18 protein-coding genes are annotated in these 21520 nt (G+C 40.9%); 13 read left to right on the plus strand and 5 right to left on the minus strand.

What is annotated here, in order from left to right; translation table 11 throughout:
- Positions 1 to 88: 88 nt before the first annotated feature.
- Entirely contained in the window at positions 89 to 1453 is a 1365-nt protein-coding gene (locus CD03_RS36540) for a C39 family peptidase (RefSeq protein ID WP_052377988.1), read from the plus strand.
- A gap of 288 nt (positions 1454 to 1741) precedes the next feature.
- Here CD03_RS36540 and CD03_RS0126545 read toward each other — a convergent pair whose 3' ends face one another.
- The gene (locus tag CD03_RS0126545; protein ID WP_027296213.1) at positions 1742 to 3019 is read right to left on the minus strand and encodes a dihydroorotase; all 1278 of its coding nucleotides are present in this window, start codon (positions 3017 to 3019) and stop codon (positions 1742 to 1744) included.
- Between the two features lie 292 nt (positions 3020 to 3311).
- On the opposite strand from CD03_RS0126545, the gene CD03_RS0126550 reads away from it, so the two are divergent.
- The 6 genes from CD03_RS0126550 to aroD all read left to right on the plus strand — a co-directional run bounded on the left by CD03_RS0126550 (position 3312) and on the right by aroD (position 9255).
- Positions 3312 to 4226, plus strand: a complete 915-nt coding sequence (locus CD03_RS0126550) for a hypothetical protein (RefSeq protein WP_027296214.1) — start codon at positions 3312 to 3314, stop codon at positions 4224 to 4226.
- 60 nt (positions 4227 to 4286) lie between these two features.
- Complete coding sequence (iolN, locus tag CD03_RS0126555) at positions 4287 to 5249, plus strand: 3-dehydro-scyllo-inosose hydrolase (protein WP_027296215.1); 963 nt, start codon at positions 4287 to 4289, stop codon at positions 5247 to 5249.
- 162 nt (positions 5250 to 5411) lie between these two features.
- Positions 5412 to 6446: a zinc-dependent alcohol dehydrogenase gene (locus CD03_RS0126560; protein ID WP_027296216.1), complete on the plus strand. Its 1035-nt coding sequence runs from the start codon at positions 5412 to 5414 to the stop codon at positions 6444 to 6446.
- A 79-nt stretch (positions 6447 to 6525) separates the two neighbouring features.
- Complete coding sequence (locus tag CD03_RS0126565; RefSeq protein WP_027296217.1) at positions 6526 to 7569, plus strand: zinc-dependent alcohol dehydrogenase; 1044 nt, start codon at positions 6526 to 6528, stop codon at positions 7567 to 7569.
- An 18-nt stretch (positions 7570 to 7587) separates the two neighbouring features.
- Positions 7588 to 8391 carry a sugar phosphate isomerase/epimerase family protein gene (locus CD03_RS0126570; RefSeq protein WP_027296218.1) on the plus strand — a complete coding sequence of 268 codons (804 nt, stop codon included), beginning with the start codon at positions 7588 to 7590 and terminating at the stop codon, positions 8389 to 8391.
- 96 nt (positions 8392 to 8487) lie between these two features.
- Positions 8488 to 9255 carry a type I 3-dehydroquinate dehydratase gene (aroD, locus tag CD03_RS0126575; RefSeq protein WP_027296219.1) on the plus strand — a complete coding sequence of 256 codons (768 nt, stop codon included), beginning with the start codon at positions 8488 to 8490 and terminating at the stop codon, positions 9253 to 9255.
- Positions 9256 to 9623: 368 nt separating this feature from the next.
- Here aroD and CD03_RS0126585 read toward each other — a convergent pair whose 3' ends face one another.
- Positions 9624 to 11621, minus strand: a complete 1998-nt coding sequence (locus CD03_RS0126585) for an oxidoreductase (protein WP_044289693.1) — start codon at positions 11619 to 11621, stop codon at positions 9624 to 9626.
- A 530-nt stretch (positions 11622 to 12151) separates the two neighbouring features.
- Between CD03_RS0126585 and CD03_RS34950 the strand changes: the two genes are divergently transcribed.
- Positions 12152 to 13021: an Rpn family recombination-promoting nuclease/putative transposase gene (locus tag CD03_RS34950; RefSeq protein WP_044289695.1), complete on the plus strand. Its 870-nt coding sequence runs from the start codon at positions 12152 to 12154 to the stop codon at positions 13019 to 13021.
- A gap of 119 nt (positions 13022 to 13140) precedes the next feature.
- Here the strand turns inward: CD03_RS34950 and aroE are convergent, their stop codons facing one another.
- Positions 13141 to 14007 carry a shikimate dehydrogenase gene (gene aroE, locus CD03_RS0126595; protein WP_027296222.1) on the minus strand — a complete coding sequence of 289 codons (867 nt, stop codon included), beginning with the start codon at positions 14005 to 14007 and terminating at the stop codon, positions 13141 to 13143.
- A gap of 297 nt (positions 14008 to 14304) precedes the next feature.
- Here aroE and CD03_RS0126600 point away from each other — a divergent pair, with 297 nt between their 5' ends.
- From CD03_RS0126600 to CD03_RS0126615, 4 genes are all read left to right on the plus strand, one after another.
- Complete coding sequence (locus tag CD03_RS0126600; protein WP_027296223.1) at positions 14305 to 15507, plus strand: MFS transporter; 1203 nt, start codon at positions 14305 to 14307, stop codon at positions 15505 to 15507.
- Positions 15508 to 15592: 85 nt separating this feature from the next.
- On the plus strand, positions 15593 to 16078 hold the full coding sequence (locus CD03_RS0126605) for a TRAP transporter small permease (protein WP_027296224.1): 486 nt from the start codon (positions 15593 to 15595) through the stop codon (positions 16076 to 16078).
- Positions 16075 to 17361 carry a TRAP transporter large permease gene (locus CD03_RS0126610; protein WP_027296225.1) on the plus strand — a complete coding sequence of 429 codons (1287 nt, stop codon included), beginning with the start codon at positions 16075 to 16077 and terminating at the stop codon, positions 17359 to 17361. The genes CD03_RS0126605 and CD03_RS0126610 overlap by 4 nt, the downstream gene beginning before the upstream one ends.
- A 13-nt stretch (positions 17362 to 17374) precedes the next feature.
- Entirely contained in the window at positions 17375 to 18367 is a 993-nt protein-coding gene (locus CD03_RS0126615; RefSeq protein ID WP_027296226.1) for a TRAP transporter substrate-binding protein, read from the plus strand.
- A 62-nt stretch (positions 18368 to 18429) separates the two neighbouring features.
- On the opposite strand, the gene CD03_RS0126620 is transcribed toward CD03_RS0126615, so the two are convergent.
- Positions 18430 to 19293, minus strand: a complete 864-nt coding sequence (locus tag CD03_RS0126620) for an aldo/keto reductase (protein WP_027296227.1) — start codon at positions 19291 to 19293, stop codon at positions 18430 to 18432.
- A 19-nt stretch (positions 19294 to 19312) separates the two neighbouring features.
- Positions 19313 to 20200: a LysR family transcriptional regulator gene (locus CD03_RS0126625; protein WP_027296228.1), complete on the minus strand. Its 888-nt coding sequence runs from the start codon at positions 20198 to 20200 to the stop codon at positions 19313 to 19315.
- A 179-nt stretch (positions 20201 to 20379) separates the two neighbouring features.
- On the opposite strand from CD03_RS0126625, the gene CD03_RS0126630 reads away from it, so the two are divergent.
- Entirely contained in the window at positions 20380 to 21165 is a 786-nt protein-coding gene (locus tag CD03_RS0126630) for a shikimate kinase (RefSeq protein ID WP_027296229.1), read from the plus strand.
- Positions 21166 to 21520 lie beyond the last annotated feature (355 nt).

Below are 21520 nucleotides of genomic sequence, written 5' to 3' on the forward strand. Positions count from 1 at the left end.
AAAAGAATATTTCGGGAATAGTGGCTTGCAAAAACACGGAAGGCATTATAAAATAGAGAGATGTAAATGAGAATAGGAGAATCTGCCGATGAAGAAGAAATGGGCTGCCTGCGCAGTGATCCTGGTAGTGATGGCTGTAAGTTTTCCCATCAGTGCCAAATCTCTGGGAGAGAATAAGCAGGATAGTACGGACCAGATTCTAAATGGCCTTAAAGACAAGGCAAAAGACAATCTGGACTGGCTGGACCTAAACCAGTGGATGAAACAAAACTCAGAAGATAATGAACTGCAGACAGAATCTCTGACAGAGACACAGACAAAGACAGAGACACAGACAGAGACAAAGACAGAGGCACAGACAGAGACACAGACAAAGACACAGATACAGACAGAAAATCAGATACAGACAAAAAAACAGACAGACGAGAAACCTAGTGAAGAAAACGAAGTACAAAAGATAAAAGCCAGTGATATACCTCCATTGGATCTGAACAGACATTTAATAAAAAATGAAGTGACAGAAGATTATTATGTAGATATCAAAGGGAGACGTGCAAAAAATATGTGGGTACTGCAGGGAGATGAAGAAGTCTTTCTGGGAGCAGACGGAAACGCGATAAAAGAGTTGTCCGAAGGCTGGTACGAGATAGATAAAAAGTGGTATTATTACACGGATGAGGGCATTTTGAAGACCGGCTGGTTTACGGTGGACGGAAAAAAATACTATGTGAATAAAACTACACAGCAGAGGCTTAGCGGCTGGTATGTTATAGATGATAAGACATATTATTTTGATCCTGAAACGGGGGTAATGGCAATGAATCAGTGGGTTGGTGAAAAATATGTGGGTCCGGAAGGGACGGTTACTAAAAAATTGCCGTCAAGTGCTTCGATAACGATGAAGAATATTCTTCAAAAACCGGAGCTTCCTACGGGATGTGAATCCGTGGCATTGGCAATGGTTTTAAAATTTTACGATTTTCCGGTGAAGAAAACAACGATTGCGGACCAGTACCTGGATTATAGTTCTGACAATTTTGTTTCTTCTTTTGTCGGTAATCCAAGATCAGGAAACGGTGCGGGATGCTATGCGCCGGCAATTACAAAGGCGGCGAATAAGTACCTGGAGGAAAAGGAATCTGAGCTGCGGGCGGAAGATATATCGGGAACCCCATTGGAAGAACTCTATCCGTATATTGAGTCAGGCCAGCCGGTACTGGTATGGAATACCATGTATATGCAGCAGCCTGAATTCACTGGTGCCACGTATACGGAAAATGGAAAGACCTACCGATGGTACAGGAAAGAGCATTGTGTGGTTCTGTGCGGTTATGATAAAGAGAAGGGAACCGTTACCGTAAATGATCCGTTAGAAGGTATCATAGAACGTAATGCCGAGGACTTCGAAGCGATATATGATCTGACCGGTCAGATGGCGGTTCTGATACAATAAAAAAGAGGCATAAGCTAGATAAAAGCAAGTTTCAAACATGCTTTAGACTGGCTTATGCCTCTTTTTTGAGGGCAGGACAACCCTCTGACTGTTTTCTTCTCTGTTTACTTGCGGAGGTAAATAGAGAGAATAGCAGTTATTAAAAGAACAGAGGTTTATGTATTAAATACCCAAAGCTTTCGCTTGAGTATTTATCGGTATCCTCTACCGATGAACTTATTATATCCGAATTTAATATATAAGTCTAATTGAAAAATATAGGTAAATCCATAGATAAAAACTATGATACTACAAATCGCTATAGACAATCCTTCCGTCACAAATGGTGTGTCTTACCTTTCCTTTTACATCCCATCCATGGAATGGTGTATTTCGTCCTTTTGAGACAAAAGTATTTTTATCAATCTTATAAGCGTGGGAAGGATCAATGATGACGATATCCGCAGTCTTCCCTTTCTGCAGGCTGCCTTTATCGATTCCAAGGATACGTGCAGGGGCGGTACTCATGCGTTCGGCCATCATCATGGGAGTAAGATAACCCGGTTCAACCAGTTGGGTGATTGTCAGGGCAACGGCTGTTTCCAGACCCACGATACCAAAAGCGGCTTTACGCCAGTCCTTGTCCTTTTCATGTGCAGCGTGGGGAGCATGGTCTGTGGAAATGGTATCAATCGTTCCATCAGCCAGTCCTTTAATTAATGCGTCCACATCTTCTTTGGAACGAAGGGGAGGAGCCATTTTATAGTTGGTATCATCAGGGGGAATGTCCCCGCTGGTCAATGTAAAATGATGGGGGCAAACTTCAGCTGTTACGTTGATGCCTCTTTCTTTTCCCTGGCGAACAAGGTCAACGGAACCTTTTGTAGAACAGTGGCAGATATGAAGTCTGGCTCCGGTTTCAGCAGCAAGCTGAATATCGCGTTCTATAATGCGGTCTTCCACTTCATTGGGGATTCCCGGAAGGCCGTATTTTCTGGATGTCTCACATTCATTCATAACCCCTTTACCTTTCAGGTCAGCATCTTCACAATGATCCAGAACAGGAAGATTGAACCTGGCAGCAGTTCGTAAGCCCTCCTGATACAGTGCTGCATCCATGACGGTTTTTCCATCTTCACTCAGTGCTGCCGCACCGCATGCAGCCATTGAAGCAATGTCCGCTAATTCTTCACCCTGCATTCCCTTTGTAACGGCACCAGCCTGGAGGACATGAATAGGAGAAAGTCTTGCGGCTTTTTCATATATGGAAGAGATCTTTTCGCCGCTGTCAATGACGGGAAGTGTATTTGCCATTGCAACAATTGTTGTAAAACCTCCTTTGGCAGCAGCCATAGAACCCGTTTCAATATTCTCTTTATATTCCAGTCCGGGATCCCGTAAATGGACATGCAGGTCAATCAGTCCAGGCATGACAAAACACCCGCTTGCATCTAAGATTTCATCTGAGTCCTCGCAAATATTCTCAGCTACCTTAAGGATTTTATCATCTTCAACTAAAATATCAGCTATCTCATCTTTTTTACTGGGGGGATCAATCACTCGTCCATTTTTTATTAATAAGCGCATAAAGGCTCCTTTCAAGATTGCACCCTGTTTCCATATGGAGCAGGGTTGTTGTTTCTGGTTTTTATTATCGTATCATAGAAAATAATGAAATGTAAAGGGGGAAAAGGAATTAGGGTAACTTGCAAATAATACATAGATAAAAACTATGAATTCGTAGATATTTTTCAATTGGACTTATGGATTGGTTGGCAGTATAATGACATCATCAGATAGGGAATAAAGAAGTGGAATTGAGAGTCAGCAGGAAATAAATAGGTAAATTTCCAAATGACAGTAAGAGAGGAAGAGACGGATGGGATTTCCAGAAAAAGTAACACTATGCGAAGTTGTCACCAGAGACGGATTTCAAACAGCTCCTAAGATATATTCGGTGGAGGAAAAGGTGAAAATTATTGAAGCTGTAGTGGATGCAGGTGTGAAATGCGTGGAAGTAGGTGCATTTTCAACGTATGAGACGATGTACAAAATGAAAGATACAGATAAGGTATTTCAACAGCTTCATAAAAAACAAGGCGTAGAATACAGAGCGTTGGTTTATCTGCCGGATGATGTAAAAAGGGCGGCAGACTGCGGATGCAGAAAGATTAAACTGAATGTCTCTGCAAGTACAAAGCATAACCAGGATGGAGCAGGACGTTCACCTCTTGAATCCATGAGGAGCTTTGCAAAATCAGGAGATATTGCAAGAGATCATCGGATGGGATTCGCCGGGTCTATTTCGCTGCCATTTGCATCCCAGTGGGAAGGAGAAATACCACTTGATTTTATTATAGAGATTGTAAAGGCATTCGAAGATGCCGGAGTTGCTCAGGTATCACTCTCCGATTCAGCAGGACTAGGGAATCCGGAACTGGTTTACCGCAGAGTGATGGAGCTGAGAGAGGTATTTCCGAAAATGGACTGGATGCTTCACATGCATAATACCAGAGGGATGGGACTTGCGAATATGGTGGCAGCTATGGCGGCAGGGATTGACAAAATTGACACTTCGCTGGCTGGTTTGGGCGGATGTCCGTACATAAAAGGTGCTACCGGAAATATTTCAACGGAAGATGCCCTGTTTATGCTAAACGGCATGGGGGTGGAAACCGGGATTGACTTCCATAAAATTATGGATGCAGGGAAATATGTAACCGACCTGGTGGAAAACAGAGGAACAGACAGCTACCAGCAGCGTTTGCGGGCATTGGCAGAGTCCGTATCTTAAATATGAAAATAGTGGATAAGCCATTATATATAAGATCACACAATTAAAGGAGGAAATATTATGTCAGATTGGAGTTTTCCAAACAAAGGTTATATGGAGTCGGCAGACAAGATGTATTATCAGACAATGAACAAAAGGGATGTAGAGGAAAGATTGGAGAAGGATGATATTGTAATTATCCCGGTTGGCTCTACAGAGAATCATGGTAATTCCGGACCCATCGGCGAAGATACATTTATCGTAAGCCGTATTGCAGAAATGGTAGCAAAAAAGACTGGATGTACAGTTGCTGAACCGGTATGGTATGGTTCCCATCCATTTCACCATATTGGACAGCCATGTACCATTCCACTTCCGGATGATATTTTTATTGCACAGTTAAGGGCGATTATCACCGGATTTTGGAATACCGGATTTCGGAAACAGATTTTCATCAGTATGCACGGGCAGGAATATTCTCTTCCGGTAGCATTACAGGAATGGGGCAAAAAATATCAGGTTCCGGCAATGCTGTATTTTGTGGATCTGCCGCGTGTTATGGGGCAGACATTGATGGATAAGGAACACGGAGGACCCTATAACCGTCCGTTCCAGCATGCATGTGAAGCAGAGCAGAGTATTTCACTTGCACTCTTCCCGGAACTTTGTAATATGGAGGATGCAGAAGATACCGATGTACATGGTATTTTACCGGCAGGACACGTAGACCGGGGCGGAGATATTTATGGAAATCCAATCCCCGGACACTGTGTGGTTGGTAATGCAGGTATTGAGTGTGTAACAGCTCCCCAGGGGGTATTAGGCCATGCAACGGAAGCAGATCCCGAAAAGGCAAAAGCATCTATTAATAAAGTCTGTGATTATCTGGTAAAATTACATGATGATATTTTAACAGCGTGCCCTCCGGGTGTTTTGCCGCCTGCTTCTTATATGAGCCAGAGAGATCCGGAAGAAATCGAGAAATTATTAAAGGGGCCTACACATGGAGGAAAGCATATCTATACACTGGCCTGGCCAACGTAAGAGGATGCCGGCATATCCACCCTGCAAACTGGACCGCACTTCTTAACATAAGCATTTCTCAGGGATGTGCCAGAACCTGTTTGAAGAATCATCAAACACGTCTGGTAAGCCGGTTTACGGGACAAAGAAAATAATGAATAGAAAGGAAGCCACGTAAAAACGATGAAAGCATTAGTATATAAAGGACCGGGGATATTGGAACTGGAAGAACGTCCTGTTCCTGTTCCCGGCAAAGGAGAAGTTTTAATAAAAATCAAAAAGGTTTCTATATGCGGTTCTGATCTGGGGGCATACCGTGTTGCTTCAGACCGGTTTCGGGCACCTCTTGTATTGGGCCATGAATTTTCCGGAGATATAGAAGAACTTGGAGAAGGTGTAACAAATCTAACCAAAGCGCAGAGAGTAACGGTAAATCCAATGGTGTTGTGCAATGACTGCTTCTTTTGTGAAAGAGGAGAAGGAAATCTCTGTGGTAATCGAAAGAGTATGGGGACTGCAATTGGCGGGATCCAGACACATGGAGCAATGGAAGAGTATGTAGCAGTACCGGAGTGGATGGTTGTTCCTATTGCAGATAATGTATCCTATGAAGCAGCAGCAATGCTGGAACCATGTGGCGTAACACTTGCCTGTGCGAAAAAAGGATTTACAGAGGATGAAAAAAATACAGTAGTAATAGGGGCAGGCCCCATTGGTTTACTTATAGTAAAATTTCTAAAAGCATTGGGTGTTCCAAATGTAATTGTCTCTGACATTTTAGATACACGTTTGGAGAAAGCAAAAGAATGTGGTGCAAACCAGATTATTAATGCTGGAAATCAAAATGTGGAAGAAATGGTGAAGAAATATACCGATGGATATGGTGCGGACAGAGTTATTATTGCAGCAGGCGTCGGTGCATCTATTAATCAGTCATTCCAACTGGTACGAAATGGGGGAACAATTGTGCTAGTGGCGCTGATGCATGAGCATGTAGAAATTGATCCCATGGAAATTGTAGGCAGAGGATTAAAATTCCTTGGCAGCTATATGTTTACAACAGAAATGGCAGAAGCAGCTCAGATGCTGGCAGATAAGAAGCTGGAGGTAGAAGATCTGATTACATCCTGCTATGATCTGGCAGATGGGAAAAAAGCATTTGATGTTTTAAATGATCCGCACAATACGGAGATTAAGGTTCAGATTTCAATTTCTTAAAATAGTAGGTATGCGGTGTCTGTTTAAAAATACTGACAGACACTGCATATGGGGAATAGCAAAAAGGAGAGGGTTCATTATGAAAGCATATGTATATACTGCACCATTTACCATAGAAGAACAGGAAAGACCGATTCCGGTGCCGGATAAAAACCAGGTTCGAATAAAAGTCAAAGCAGTGTCTATCTGCGGATCAGATACAGGGGGTTTTAAAGGGACGTCTGCGATGAGGCAGGCGCCGTTAGTAATGGGGCATGAATTCTCAGGAGTTGTGGATGCTTATGGGGAAGGCGTGGAGCATCCTGCCATAGCGTTAGGCGGCAGGGTAGTGGTTTATCCAAATATTCCATGTGGAGAATGTCCGGATTGTAAGGCTGGGCTGCCAAATCTGTGTGAAAATCGTTTTATTCCAGGAACAACAATGCCTGCTGGCAGCTATGACGGAGCCATGGCAGAGTATGTAGTGGTTCCGGCAGATAAATTAATCGAACTTCCGGATAAGATTAGTTTCGAGGAGGGTTCCATGTTTGAACCAACTTCTGTTGCACTCCGTGGTGCGAAAATGCTGAAAGATGTTAAAGGGAAGACGGTAACTGTTTTTGGAGCCGGTCCCATCGGACTGTTGTGTGTAGAATGCCTTAAATATCTGGGAGCCAGTGAGATTATTTCCATAGATATTAACAGCGAAAGACTGGAAGTAGCCAGAGAATGCGGCGCTTCCCATACCATTAATTCCATGGAAGAAGATCCGGTAGCAAAAGTGATGGAGCTAACCGGGGGCAATGGAGCGTATGCAGGCATGGATGCGGTGGGTATAGCTGTCAGTCTAAATACCAGTATGAAGATGGTAAGAAATGGCGGAGAAGTATCCATGGTTGGAATGGGTGTTGAAAGAATGGATGGATTTGAGTATAAGTACGCAGTTGCCCATGAAATGAAATTATATGGCAGCTATTGCTATGTAGACGAACTCTATGAAATCGTAGATTTGCTGATGGAAAATAAGATTAATCTGAAAGCGTTAATTACATCAGAAGTTCCCATGAGTGAAGTGCAAAATAAAATGATGGAACTTACAAGCGGGAAATCAAAAGATGTAAAAGTTATTTTGAAAAATGATTGAGAGCCTTGAGGTGAAACCATGAAAATGAGAATCAGCCATTTTGGATTTACAGAAGAAGCAGATAAAATAGCGAAAGCCGGTTATGATGCAATCGAATTACATATCAAAGAAATTATGTCCTTTGATGATGCTGAATTTGAAACGGCAAAGAAAAGAATAAAGGACAGTGGACTGGCTAGTGAAGTTTTTGATAATCCGCTTCCACTGGATGTGGTAATTGCAGAGGATACCTTTGACTTTCAATATTATAATGAGTATCTAAAGAAAGCTGTATTTAGGACGTCTCAAATGGGGGCTCGTTACTTTGTGTATGGAAACGGCCGTACCAGAAGCCTTCCGGAAGGTGAAAAAAGAAAAGAAGCAGTGAAAAAAAACCGGGAATTACTGAGAAATCTGTGTGATACTGCAGCAAAAGAGAACATTACGATTATGTTAGAGCCATTGCATAGTTCTATTTGTAATTCAGTGGTAAGCATTCCGGAAGCATTTGCATATGCAAAGGAGCTGGGGTGCCCGAATTTAAAAACATTACTGGATTTTCGCTGGTTTGCAGCCGGCGGACATCCATATTCCATCATAGAAGAATATGCGGACTTCATAAAGCACGTGCATGTGGATAATCCCATTCATGCATTTCCGGAGAGAAGAGTTCCAATGCTGGAAGATGGATTTGATTATAGTCTCTTATTCGAGACATTAAAAAAGATATGCTACAAGGGTTTGATTTCCTATGAGGCTAACACATTTGACAATTATGAAAAGGATTTGAAAAAAGGATTAGAATTGTTAGAAAGCTTTGGGATTTACACTTACGGCAGATAAAAAGAATAGCAGGAGGAAGTTTGAAAGGAAAGCACTTTCAAACTACTTATTAAGGCAGTATCGCAGGCAGGCCTGCGATATGCAGGAGGTATAAGTATGAGTAGAGTATTGGACGTTAGAGGTATGAAGCTGGGGGCAGGAATTCCTAAAATATGTGTCCCGTTAACAGGTAGAGATGTGAAGACGCTGCTGGAAGAAATTCATTTGGCAAAGGCCGCAAGTGCGGATATGGTCGAGTGGAGAGTAGATTATTTTGATGCTTCCGAAGATCTGGAGAAAGTAAAAGAGGCATTGCGGGAAATACGTCTTTCCCTTGGAGACATTCCACTGCTGTTTACATTCCGCACGGCAGAAGAGGGCGGGGAAAAAGCAATTTCACCGGAGAATTATGAGAAAATGAACAAAGAGGCAGCAGCCGCCAACGAGATAGATTTTGTGGATGTGGAACTATTCAGGGGTGAGGAGATCTGTAAAAATGTGATTGAATCTGCTCATCAAAGTAATACAAAAGTAATTGTTTCCAGTCATGAGTTCCAAAGTACTCCGGATCAGGATACGATCCTGGAACGCCTAAAAAAAATGAGAGCAATTGGTGCGGATGTCCCTAAAATAGCCGTTATGCCAAATACATCTGCGGATGTTATTACTCTGCTCGCTGCAACAGATGATTATATACAGAAATATGCAGACTGTCCGGTTATTACAATGTCTATGAAGTGGATGGGATCAGTCAGCAGAATCGCAGGAGAGTTCTTTGGTTCAGCATTGACGTTTGGTTCGGCCAGGCGGGTGTCGGCGCCGGGGCAGCTTGCAGTGGATGAGCTGAGAACCGTTTTGAAGATTTTACATGGTTCTAATATTTAAGTTATTATATACCGGAACAGGAAGGATATACATCCTCCTGCTCCGGTAATTTTCTGTTCATAAAGCAGCTAATCCGATTCTCAGCATAATTTCTGTTCATAAAGCAGCTAATCCGATTCTCAGCATAATTTCTGTTCATAAAGCAGCTAATCCGATTCTCAGCATAATTTCTGTTCATAAAGCAGCTAATCCGATTCTCAGCATAATTTCTGTTCATAAAACAGCTAATCCGATTCTTAGTATAATCAGAATTTAAAGTTTATTATTGTAACGTCCTATAGTTTATCCTGAGAGCAGTTATGACAAGCATAAAAAAAGAGAGATGTTAAAGAATATAAACACCCCTCTTTCCATGCCTTATGCAAGGATTATGATATGAAATTTCTTCGCTCTAATATATTTATGATATTGCGTCCCTCCTGTGTACCGTCAATAATGCGCCGTGCTCTTACGCTGTCTCCGATATTATAGATCTCAACTTCTTTAGAAGAGAAATGGTCTCTCAGATCGTTCATCAGAGGGGAATTTGCTCGCATTCCAAGACAGACAAATCCATAATCAAAGTCCAGTTTTTCTTCTATCCCGTCTCTTTTAACTAGAAAGTAGTCATCGTGTACTTCCTGCAGTGCAGTATTTGGCATCTGGTTTACTTTGTATTTTTTCATAAGCGCTTTTGTTGAAACCTTTGATACCGGATCCAGGTCTTTGCCTATTTGAGGCATCATTTCAACGATGCTGACGCTTGCATTTCTGGGAGCAAAAAATTCAACGACATCTAATCCAACTGCCCCGCCTCCGATAACCACAATTTTTTTGCCGGACATATCGGCTGGATACTGAGGGATATTTTGTATCATATCCAAAATGGAGAAGACCTTGGTATCTTCTTTGCTCATTGTCTCATGCAGCCCTTTAATTGGAGGCAGCAGTGGATTAGAACCGGTGGCGTTTACGATAATATCAGGATTTAGTTCTTTTACTTTGCTGACATTAGCGCATGTATTCTGGAAGATAAATAGGTTTTTTTGTTTTTTTGCCCTGTGTATCAGATAGTGAGGAAAGTCAGCAAGTCTTTTTTTGTCCGGGATCTTAGAAATTTCATGTGCCAGACCGCCCAGATGATCACTTTTTTCAAGAAGAAATGTAGTACATCCTACTTCAGAAGCAGTACAGGCGGCTTCCAGCCCGGCAGTTCCGCCTCCGATAACCACAACATTACAAGGTTTGTTCACCTGTTTTTTCAGGTAATCCTGGCCATCATTTACAGCAGGATTGACGGTACAGCGGATCGGACGGTTGACGCCTATGCGGTTGCCGGCACAGCCTACGTTACAGGAGATACATTTGCGGATATCGCATTCATTCCCGAACTCTACTTTATTGACCCAATCGGGATCCGCAATTAATCCTCTGCCCATACCGATCAGATCGGCATCTCCACGATTTAAAATATCTTCGGCAATTTTAGGATCTCGAATATTACCAACGGTTATAGCTGGTTTATTAAATTTTTCTTTTACGGCTTTTGCCATGTAGGAGCGCCAGCCATCCGGAAGGAAGTTGGAATCAATCTGAAACTGAATAGATCCGTTCAGTCCGGCTGAGACATCTATGATATCGGCTTCTTTCTGGAAATATTCCATTAGGTTCAGCATATCATCCAGCGTATTGCCGCCTTCGATCATTTCGTCTGCACTGATCCTCATGAGAATAGGAAACATGGGTCCAACTGCTTTTCGTACTTCGGACATAACCATAGAAGCAAATCTGGCGCGGTTTACAGGAGATCCTCCGAATTCATCGGTTCTCTTATTTGTAGTAGGAGACAGAAACTGGCTAATCAGATAAGAGTGTCCGCAATGTACTTCTACAGCATCAAAACCGGCTATCTGTGCACGTTTGGCGGCTTCTCCATATTTTCTTGCAATTGCTTCGATTTCACTTATCTCAAGAGGCCGGGGAATTTCTCCGCCCTCCTTGGATGGTATGTCGGACGCAGATACAGGCTGCATACCAGTTCGTGAAGAAACAGCAGAAGCTCCGGCATGGTTAATCTGAATTGCGATGCAGGAACCATGTTTATGTACTGACTCACAGAGCTTGAACAGGCGAGGAATATAGTTGTCCTGGTCAATACGAAGCTGCGTTGTGCCATTGGAGCCCTGCGGAGAATCTACGCTGGCGTTTTCCAGGATAATTAGTCCTGTGCCGCCTTTAGCGCGTTGTTCGTAGTATTGAATATGCAGAAAGCTCATTTCACCATTTTGTTCCCCGAAATTAGTACCCATAGGGGTCATAACAATACGGTTTTTAAGTGTCATTGTTTTGACATTGAGGGGATTAAAAATATTAGGATAATTATTCATTTTGATTCCTCCGTTTTGTGTAAGTGTTAATACTTTAACAACTTTGTTGATTCTATTATAATACAGGATAATTGGTAAAACAAATTGTTAATTTGTCCATAATCAATAGAGAAAGACTATAAATTATGCCGTGATCTCAGGAAATGCAATAGTGGTGAATTAATTAGCAATTTTATGCTTATATCACTAAATATATATAAAATTTATTGCAAATAAATATACATTTTAATAAATATATTATTAACTAATTACATAAAATATAGTAGTCTTATTGTATATAACATATCTATAATATTTCTTTTTACTGGCAGCTCGCTGGGAACTCCAATTAACGTAAATGGACGAATGATTAATTTTAATATGGAAAAGTAACAGGTAACTATAAACTAATATCGGGACTTAAAGCGTGTTATAATATTGCAATTTATAATTTTATACATTTGCTTACAGATGTAAGATAAATAGTAGATACAGTGCAAAGTCCGATGTTGCTGTAATTTATTTTTGATGTTATAATAAAGGAGACAAACATGGAAAAAATATTAAAGAAGATGAAACCGTTAGAGAAACTGGATCTGAAAGACAGATTTTTATTTGATGAAGTAGCAGAAGATCCGGAATGCTGTCAAGCGATGTTGGAAATCATACTGGATAAAGAAATTACAATTTTGAAGAAAAATGAAACTGAAAAGGAATTTCGAACTACAACCTCACAAAGATCTATAAAATTGGACGTTTTTGCAGCTGATGCAGATGATAAAATCTACAATATGGAAATGCAGCAGAAAAATGCAGGAAATTTGGCAAGGAGAGGCAGGTTTTATCAGGCGCATCTGGATGTATCCCTGTTGGAACCGGGTGTCATAGATTTTAATGAGCTAAATGATTCCTATATGATTATGATCGCTTGTTTTGATCTTTTTGGATTTGGAAAGTATCGTTATACTTGCAGGATGGAGTGTGAGGAATTGCCTGGCACTGTTTTAGAAGATGGTGCAGTTAGGATCTTTTTAAATACAAAGGGGATAGACCGGCAAGGGGTAAGCCAGGAATTAATTGATTTTCTGCATTACGTGGAAAGCTCTACGGATGAAGTCTGCCGCAAATGCGAAAGTTCGCGTATTCACAAGATACATAAGCGTGTCTCAAGCATAAAGCGCAATGAAGAAGTGGGGGTAAGGTATTTGCAGCAATGGGAAGAAAAAATCATGATTAGGGAGGAAGGAATAGAGCAGGGTGAACAAAAGAAAGCGATAGATATTGCAAAGAATCTGATCGATATCCTGGATGTAGAAACCATTGCCAGAAAGACAGGTCTGTCTGTTGAGATAGTTCAAAAGTTAAAAACAGATCAGGAAAAAAAGGCTGTGGAATTAGGGAATAAAGAAACACAGGAATAAAATACAGAAAAAAAGAAAAACGATTAAAGTAATATACAAGAAAAGTAATATACAAGAAAAGGACAGGAGAGCTCAATCTGAAATGATATGCCCCCTGTCCTTCTACACATGGAAATTTATTATTTGAAATATTTATCTTTAATAATATCAACCGGCATATCCTGCCCGGTCCAGATCTTAAAAGATGCTGCACCCTGGTATAGAAGCATATACATACCGTTGGCGGTACGGCATCCGCATTCTTTTGCAAGCTTTAGTAGCTTTGTTTCTTTTGGATTATAAATTACATCAAAAACCATCAGATTTTCATGGAAAACACTGGTATCGGTAATCAGACAGCCATCTGTATTTGGAGCCATACCAACGCTTGTTCCATTGGTCAGAATATCACTTCCGGCAATTTCAGATTTCAGGACGGAAGGATCATCAAAATCAAATAGAGTTACCTTGCATTTTGTTTCTGCATTTAACGTTTCGACGATTTTTTCAGCACGATCCCAGAATGCGTCGTGAATGCTGAATACAGAAATTTCTTTTACACCGTCCAGAGCTGCCTGAATTAGAATAGCGCTGGCAGCGCCGCCGGCTCCTAACAGGGTCATCTTTTTGCCTATAATGTCAAATCCGGAATCTTTACATGCCATCATAAATCCGGTGCCATCTGTTGTATAACCAACAAATTTTCCATTATCATTTAAAACGGTATTCACAGCGCCGCCAATCCTTGCAGCGGGTGAAAGTTCATCGCAAAGTTCACACATGATGTTTTTATCAGGCATTGTAATATTAAAACCTAAAACATTCATTGCACGAAGCCCCTCTGCTACCTGAGGCATTTTATCCACACCGGCATCAAATGCCAGATAAGCACAGTCAAGACCCAGCTGCTCAAATGCTTCGTTATGCATTGCGGGTGAAATACTATGTTCTACTGGACTTCCTAAAAGACATGCAAGACGTGTATGTCCGGTTATTTTTCTTGCCATTTTTATAATCCCCTTTCATTAGCTCATTGTTTATCAGTAAAATTCTGTGATATATGATTTTTTAATAGTAAACTATTTGACAGAAAAAGTCAATTATTTCTTTAGCGCATTAATGTATTCAAGCGAATGGGAAAAGAGAAATCAGAGCGTATAACTATAGACAATATCTATGAATAACAGTAAATAAACGATTGGTATTTATTAAATCTAATTGATATAATAATCTCAATAAATGTTACAAACATCAGGGAGAAACATCCAAAAAGTGATGGAATTCAGGTAAAAGGAGAGGAAGTAATGAGTGAAGCGGTGAGAAAATCAAAGTATTATCCTAGTGCATTTATTTTGTATCTGAATTATTTTATCCACGGAATCGGGGCCTCTATATTAGGACAGCAGGTTATGAAAGAGGCACTTGCGGCCCAGTGGGGAACAGGAGATGACAAGGTAACGATGGTAGCTGCGGCATTGGGACTTGGGAGATTGATTACGCTGCCTTTTTCCGGCCCAATTTCGGATAAGCTTGGGAGAAGAATATCAACGCTGATCGGTGTGGCTTCATATGCAATATTCTTCCTTGGCATGGCATTTTCACCGAATCTGGCAGTTGCGTATATTGCAGCAATCCTTGGTGGAGCAGCAAATTCATTTTTAGATACAGGAGTTATACCGGCATGTGTAGAAATATTGGAACCGCGTTCCGGACTGGCAGCAATGCTGACAAAATTATTTATTTCTGCTTCACAGTTGTTACTGCCATTTATGCTGGGATTTGTAGCTGCAAGCAATATGTCGTATAATGTTATTATGATTGCGGCTGCAGCAGTAATTGTTGTAATCGGTATCTTAGTTATAAAGGTACCAATGATTGAAAATCAAAAGAAAGCCGATGGTAAGCCGGATTCCTTTTTTGCAAATCTGAAAAAGGCAAAATTTACAGCGGAAAGTGCTGCGTTAATTGCAATTGGATTTACCTGTACGGCAACCTTTCAGTTGTGGATGAATTGTTCGCAAAAGTTCGGAACTCAGATAGCAGGTATGGAAGATGCGGGCATGATGCAGACCTGGTATTCGGCTGGAACTATTGCAGCGCTGTTTGTAACAGCGGTTCTGGTGAACAAGTTTAAACAGGTTCGTTTTCTGGTAATTTATCCTGCAATTGCAACGTTGATGCTGATCATCGTACTTGTTATAAAAACACCGTTGATATGTCTGGTTGGTGCATTTGTTATCGGGTATTCTGCAGCAGGAGGGGTATTGCAGCTGGCAACTGCAACAGTAAATGATCTTTTTCCTTCCATCAAGGGAACGATTACAAGTATCATTATGATTGCATCCAGCTTGTCTAATTATACAATTCTTTCATTTGCAGGGCAGTTGAGCACAAACAGCGGACCGGAAGCGGTAATGGTTTTAAATATTGTTGTAACGGTTATAGGGGTTGCCCTGGCACTTTTTGTAAATGTAAGGTATAAAAAAATGATTTCCAGTGCTGCATAGTTTAATCGTGTTTGGAACCGAAAAGGTTATAGTGGGGGCTTTGCTTTTTCGAATTTAAAAGATCATGGAACCGAAAGGAGAAGGTATGAAAGCTTTAAAATGGTTAAATAAGAATTTTGAAGAGTTTATCATGGTGTCATTTTTGATGATAATGACTTTGATTATGGGGATTCAGATCTGCGCCAGATATTTATTCAATAATTCTATGGCATGGACAGAAGAAATTACCAGATATTTGTTTGTGTGGTCAGGATTTTTAAGCATTAGTTTTTGTATGACAAAAGGAATTGCAATCCGCCTGGAACAGGTTACCAGTAAATTAAAACCTAAAATGCATGCGGCTGCTAATATTATTGTACATATGTCAGAATTGATCTTTTTTGCTTACCTGATTCCTTTTTCCTGGTCGTATATGATGAAAGCGGTAGAGAGCGGACAGCTCAGTACAGCTTGTGAGATGCCAATGTATATTGTTCAGGCGGCACCGTTTGTATGTTTCGTACTTGTATGTTTACGGGCCGTACAGCAGATATGGGGAGAAATTCAAATGATAAGGGGGAAGGAAGCATGAGCAGTGTAGTTGTATTTATTATATTTATTGCATGTTTATTTTTATCCATACCAATTGCAACATCTTTAGGAATTGTTTCGGTTTTGCCGGGAATGGCAGATTCCAGCTTCACCGCCAGTGCGACTTATGTGATTCGTTCCATGCTGGGAGGAATTGACAGTTTCCCGCTCCTGGCTATCCCCATGTTTGTATTATCCGGTATTATTATGGCAAGAGGTGGTGTATCCCGCAAATTATTTGATGTATTTGCTTTCTTTATTGGAAAAAGAAAGGCTGGAATTCCCTGTGCAGTAATTATAACCTGCCTCTTTTACGGGGCGATATCAGGTTCTGCCCCTGCGACTGTTGCAGCTGTGGGAAGCATGACAATTCCTATTTTGATAAATCTTGGATATGATAAAGTCTTTGCAACTGCAATCGTAGCAGTAGCAGGGGGATTGGGAGTTATTATTCCTCCGAGTATACCTTATATTTTATTTGGAATGGCTTCAGGGGAATCGGTAGGAGCTATGTTCAAGGCTGGAATTATTCCCGGTATCTTAATTGCCCTTTTGCTTATGGGGTATGCGTATTACTATTGCAGAAGATATGGAGAGGATCGGGAAAAGATTGAATTTGTTGTTGGAGAATTACGTCAGAAAGGATTATTACACCTTTTAAAAGATGGAGTCTGGGCACTTCTGACTCCGGTCATTATATTAGGATGTATATATGGTGGAATTGCATCTCCGACAGAAGCGGCGGTAATCTCTGTTTTCTATGCCTTGTTTGTCAGTATTGTAATTTATAAATCAATTCATGTGAGAGATATCTATGCTATTTGTGTGGAGTCCTGCAGAACCTATGGACCCTTATTATTTATATTAGTAGCGTCCAGCGCTTTTTCAAGAGTACTGACTCTTATGCAGATTCCACAGCTTGTGAGCGGATGGATTTTAGATTCCTTCTCGGGAAAGGTGGCAGTTTTACTGGTTATCAATGTGTTCTTACTGATTGTGGGAATGATTATGGATACCAGCCCTGCGATTTTGATTGTAACGCCGATCATGCTTCCCATCATTACGGGAATTGGTGTAGACCCGATTCAGTTCGGTATTATTATGGTAATTAACCTGGCGATTGGTTTTGTTACTCCGCCAATCGGCGTGAATTTATTTGTGGCAAGTTCCATGACAGAAGTGCCGGTAATGCAGATTGCTAAAAAGGCATTGCCGATGATTCTAATCTTCCTGATTGCATTGCTGCTGATTACATTCATTCCGGCTATCAGCCTGTCGTTATAAGGAGGGCATCATAATGAAAAAGTTATCGAAAGCAGGAATTACCGTTTTAGTGATCAGTATGATTAGTGTATTATGTGGCTGCAGCAAAACAGAAAACCATTATGCATGGGCACTGGGTACCAGCAGTCCGGAAGATACTGTGACGCAGGTGTATAGTGAAAAGTTTGCCCAGGAAGTAATGGAGCGCAGTAACGGATCTATGGAAATAGCCGTGTATCCAAATGGGGTAATTGGCGGTGACAGAGAACTTTTAGAAAGCTGTGCAGATGGGGATATCCCCTTTGTAGTGCAAAATACGGCGCCACAGGTAAGCTTTATGCCGGAAACGGCTGTTTTTGATCTTCCATGTGCAAGTACTACCATTGAGGAAGTACGGGAGAAGATCGATAATCCAGAATTTTATGCGGCAATTCAGGAAGTATATGAAAAAAGCAGTTATCAATTGCTGGGGATTGCGGATCAGGGCTTCCGGGTTATGACAACAAATAAGAATATCCAGGATATAAGCGGATTTAAGGGACAGAAAATAAGGACCATGGAAAATGCAAATCATTTAAAATTCTGGCAGGATCTGGGAGCAAACCCGTCCCCGATGGCATTCAGTGAAGTATATATTGGTTTGCAGCAGCACACGATTGATGCAGAAGAAAATCCATATGAAGTCATTGTATCCGGAAAACTGTATGAACAGCAAAAATATATGGTAGAGACGAATCATGTGCCTCATTTGATTACCTTGATTGCCAGTGAAGATTTTATGGATAAATTAAGCCGGGAGCAACAGAAGATCATTCAGGAAGCAGCAAAATCGGCAACAGAGTATGCCAGAGAACAGGCTAATATCCGGGTGGAAGACAGGATTGAAATAATGGAAGCAGCAGGCGTGGAAAGAATCGAACTTTCGAATGAAGTACACGATGAAATGCAAAAGCTGGCACAGAATGTCTATGATGATATCAGAGAGCAGGCAGGTGATCAATTAGTAGATTTATATATAGAAGAATAACGTATTAAATGGATGCCGGCAGCTATGATACCGGCATCCATTTTGGGTGGAAAGACCTTTAATTAGAAGAAATACTGCCCATCTATCTTTCTTAGTTCATCATCCAGAAGGGCTTTTTCTTTATCAGACAAAGGATGGTTCAGGCATTCGTCGATATGATCCACAACGAAAGAAAAACTTTCGAAATTTCCAGGCGGTACAACAGCATCTGCACCCATGGAAAGTGTATATTTAATGGCAGCAATCCCCAGGGCTTCATTGCCGGAAATGGGCTTACACCAGGATTTTGGAAAAGAAGATTCCGTACGTTCTTCTTCATTTATCCATGCGCGGTGAATCAGGGTTTTCATGCCAAGCAAACCGATGTCTTTTTCTTTGGCTGCTTTTGCAATGCGGGTACCGAAGTCTTTTCCAAGATTTACTCCCCAGTTTAAAGGAAAGAGCACAGTGTCAAAGTTATAGCGTTTAAGCGCCTCTAAAGCCACCTCTTCACTGTGGCAGGTGATGCCCAGCTTTTTTAAGATTCCTTCTTCTTGCGCTTTGCACATGGTTTCCATAACCCCGCCTTTGGAAAAAGCGGTGTTCAGTTCTTCCATAGTTGCAAGTCCGTGCATCTGATAAACATCAAAATAGTCCGTATGCAGCAGATCAAAGGATTCATCCAATTCCTTTTTTGCATCTTCAGCCAGCCTGCAGTTGGTTTTACATGCAAGATAAATATGATTACGATAAGGTTTCAGGGAATTACCCAGCTTTTCCTGGGCATCGCCATAGGAGGGGGCCACATCAAAATAGTTGATTCCTTTTTGAATAGCATATTCCACATAGCGGTCAGAAGCATCCTGACCATCATCCATAGATACAATTCCCCCATAGACAACAGGGCTGATCTGATAACCGGTATTACCCAATTTCCTTTTTTGCATGATTTTGATCCTTTCTGAATTATATTTCAAATTCATGTGACTTGACATATTCAATAAAGCGTTTCATGGCTGGAGTCTGATAATGATTTCTCAGATATGCCATATGGATATGACGTTTACAGTAGCCTTCAATGACAGGAATTGCCTTTACCTGATACAGGTTTATTTCAGGGATTACGGCTGCAAGAGAGATACCGAACCCTTCGGACACAAGTCCATATAAAGCCTGTTCATTTTCTGCCTCACATATGATTTGCGGTTCTATGTTGGATATATTAAAAAGCTTTAGTGTTAGCTGCCCAAGTCCGGTTTCTTTATTGTAGACAACAAGTGGATAGTTGGATATTTCATGAAAATGAATCCGGTCAAAATTCGCCAGCGGATGATTAAGTGGTACGATGACAGAAAGTGCGTGTTCGATCAGGGAAACAAATTCAAGATCTGTTTCGGCGGGAACCTGGGATGCAAAGATAAGATCATACTTTTCGCTTTTCAGACCGGAAACTAAAGCAGATGTAATACCCTGATAAAAAGTAAAGTTTACATCTTTATTTTCCGGGAGATCCAGAAAGCTGCGTGCCATTTTTGGTATATACCTGGGGGCGAGAGGATATACATATCCGATATCAATCTGCCCTTTTGTATTGCTGGTGTATTTTTTTAATTGTCGGATACCTGCTTCCAGTTCTTCCAGGGAGCGGTCAACATGCTCCAGAAAAAATTTTCCATATTTCGTAAGTACAACATTCCGTCCCTGTTTCTCAAACAGGCAGGTTTCAAGTTCTTTTTCCAGGCTGGACATGGCGTAGCTTAAACTGGGCTGGGAGATATGAAGTTCATCAGCAGCCTTGGAAAAATGCTGCAGCCTTGCGACCGTCTGAAAATAGTATAGCTGGTTTAAGTTCATGGAGCATCCTCACCTTTCTATTAATTGCAATTATATTAAATTATATCATATGAAATAGGCGAATACTACATATAGTAAAAGAAATAAGGAGTTTTTTCGCTTTAAAGTATTAAAATGTTGAAAAATTTTCATCCTACTGTTATAATACAGCATAGAAATATAAGAAAGGAACAGCCCAGATGGATAGATTAGAAGAAATCAGAGAGAAGATAAGCCAATGTGACGACCGCATCATTGAGGAACTTGTAATACGCATGAATTATATAAAGGATATTATCGAATACAAAAAAGAAACAGGTACGCCGATTATCCAGCCCGAACAGGAGAAGAGACAGGAAGATGCCCTGAAGAAGAAAGTTGGGAATAATGAATTCGAAGAAGAGATTTTACATATTTTTAAATATATTGTAAAAAACAGCCGGAAGATACAGGCAAAGAGTTTGTTCGACTATAATATCTTTTTAATCGGATTCATGGGGGCTGGAAAGAGTACGGTTGCAGACGGTCTTGAGAAAATGCTTGAGATGGAGCGTATTGAGATGGATGCAATGATTGCTAAGAAGCAGGGAATGTCAATACCGGAAATCTTCGAGGAGTATGGAGAAGTATATTTCCGTAATCTGGAAAGTAATATGCTGATTGAACTTCAGAAAAAAAGCCAGGCAATTGTATCCTGCGGAGGCGGCGTTGTAATGCGTCCGGACAATGCGGAACATATGAAGAAGCATGGAAGAGTGGTATTGCTGACCGCTTCACCAAAGACAATTTTCGAGCGCGTGAAGGACAGCCGGGAACGTCCGATCCTGAACAATAATATGAATGTAGCATTCATAGAAGAGCTAATGGAAAAACGGCGTGAAAAATATCTTGCCACTGCTGACGTTGTCGTGGAGACAGATGGTAAGAATGTTGTAGAGATTTGTGAGGAAATTATATCCAGGCTGATTGTGTTAGACAGAGATTAGCGGCTAAGCTGTTTGCAAATCTTTATGATTAATATAAATAGTATAAGAGTCAAAAGTGGTAAAAACATATAAAAGTGGTAAAAACATATACAGGGTAAGCCTTATATGTTTTTATCACTTTTTTAAACTACGCGTAAAGACCCGTGTTTAAAGATAAAAGGCAGTTTATTTTGTTGAGGCGGAGGATTCGAAGCCTATGAAGCAGGAATCCATTGCCGTTATTTTAATGATGGGGAATGCAAAATAGTTATGGTGAAGTAATAGATGAGGATGGAAAAAGTGAAATTCAATTTTGGGTTCCGGTTATTTAGTTTGTTCGTTATTGGTGAACTGGTATGGTTTAAAAAATCAAAAC

Source organism: Robinsoniella sp. KNHs210, from assembly GCF_000686105.1.
Classification (GTDB): Bacteria; Bacillota; Clostridia; order Lachnospirales; family Lachnospiraceae; genus Robinsoniella; species Robinsoniella peoriensis.

Excerpts from the sequence above, each read along its gene's own strand:
- CD03_RS0126605 (WP_027296224.1), top strand. The coding sequence starts at position 15,593 with ATGAAAGCTTTAAAATGGTTAAATAAGAATTTTGAAGAGTTTATCATG.
- CD03_RS0126630 (WP_027296229.1), top strand. The coding sequence starts at position 20,380 with ATGGATAGATTAGAAGAAATCAGAGAGAAGATAAGCCAATGTGACGAC.
- aroD (WP_027296219.1), top strand. The coding sequence starts at position 8,488 with ATGAGTAGAGTATTGGACGTTAGAGGTATGAAGCTGGGGGCAGGAATT.
- aroE (WP_027296222.1), bottom strand. The coding sequence starts at position 14,007 with ATGGCAAGAAAAATAACCGGACATACACGTCTTGCATGTCTTTTAGGA.
- CD03_RS0126600 (WP_027296223.1), top strand. The coding sequence starts at position 14,305 with ATGAGTGAAGCGGTGAGAAAATCAAAGTATTATCCTAGTGCATTTATT.
- CD03_RS0126545 (WP_027296213.1), bottom strand. The coding sequence starts at position 3,019 with ATGCGCTTATTAATAAAAAATGGACGAGTGATTGATCCCCCCAGTAAA.
- CD03_RS0126625 (WP_027296228.1), bottom strand. The coding sequence starts at position 20,200 with ATGAACTTAAACCAGCTATACTATTTTCAGACGGTCGCAAGGCTGCAG.
- CD03_RS0126610 (WP_027296225.1), top strand. The coding sequence starts at position 16,075 with ATGAGCAGTGTAGTTGTATTTATTATATTTATTGCATGTTTATTTTTA.
- CD03_RS0126570 (WP_027296218.1), top strand. The coding sequence starts at position 7,588 with ATGAAAATGAGAATCAGCCATTTTGGATTTACAGAAGAAGCAGATAAA.
- CD03_RS0126615 (WP_027296226.1), top strand. The coding sequence starts at position 17,375 with ATGAAAAAGTTATCGAAAGCAGGAATTACCGTTTTAGTGATCAGTATG.
- CD03_RS34950 (WP_044289695.1), top strand. The coding sequence starts at position 12,152 with ATGGAAAAAATATTAAAGAAGATGAAACCGTTAGAGAAACTGGATCTG.
- CD03_RS0126585 (WP_044289693.1), bottom strand. The coding sequence starts at position 11,621 with ATGAATAATTATCCTAATATTTTTAATCCCCTCAATGTCAAAACAATG.
- CD03_RS0126560 (WP_027296216.1), top strand. The coding sequence starts at position 5,412 with ATGAAAGCATTAGTATATAAAGGACCGGGGATATTGGAACTGGAAGAA.
- CD03_RS0126550 (WP_027296214.1), top strand. The coding sequence starts at position 3,312 with ATGGGATTTCCAGAAAAAGTAACACTATGCGAAGTTGTCACCAGAGAC.
- CD03_RS0126620 (WP_027296227.1), bottom strand. The coding sequence starts at position 19,293 with ATGCAAAAAAGGAAATTGGGTAATACCGGTTATCAGATCAGCCCTGTT.
- iolN (WP_027296215.1), top strand. The coding sequence starts at position 4,287 with ATGTCAGATTGGAGTTTTCCAAACAAAGGTTATATGGAGTCGGCAGAC.
- CD03_RS36540 (WP_052377988.1), top strand. The coding sequence starts at position 89 with ATGAAGAAGAAATGGGCTGCCTGCGCAGTGATCCTGGTAGTGATGGCT.
- CD03_RS0126565 (WP_027296217.1), top strand. The coding sequence starts at position 6,526 with ATGAAAGCATATGTATATACTGCACCATTTACCATAGAAGAACAGGAA.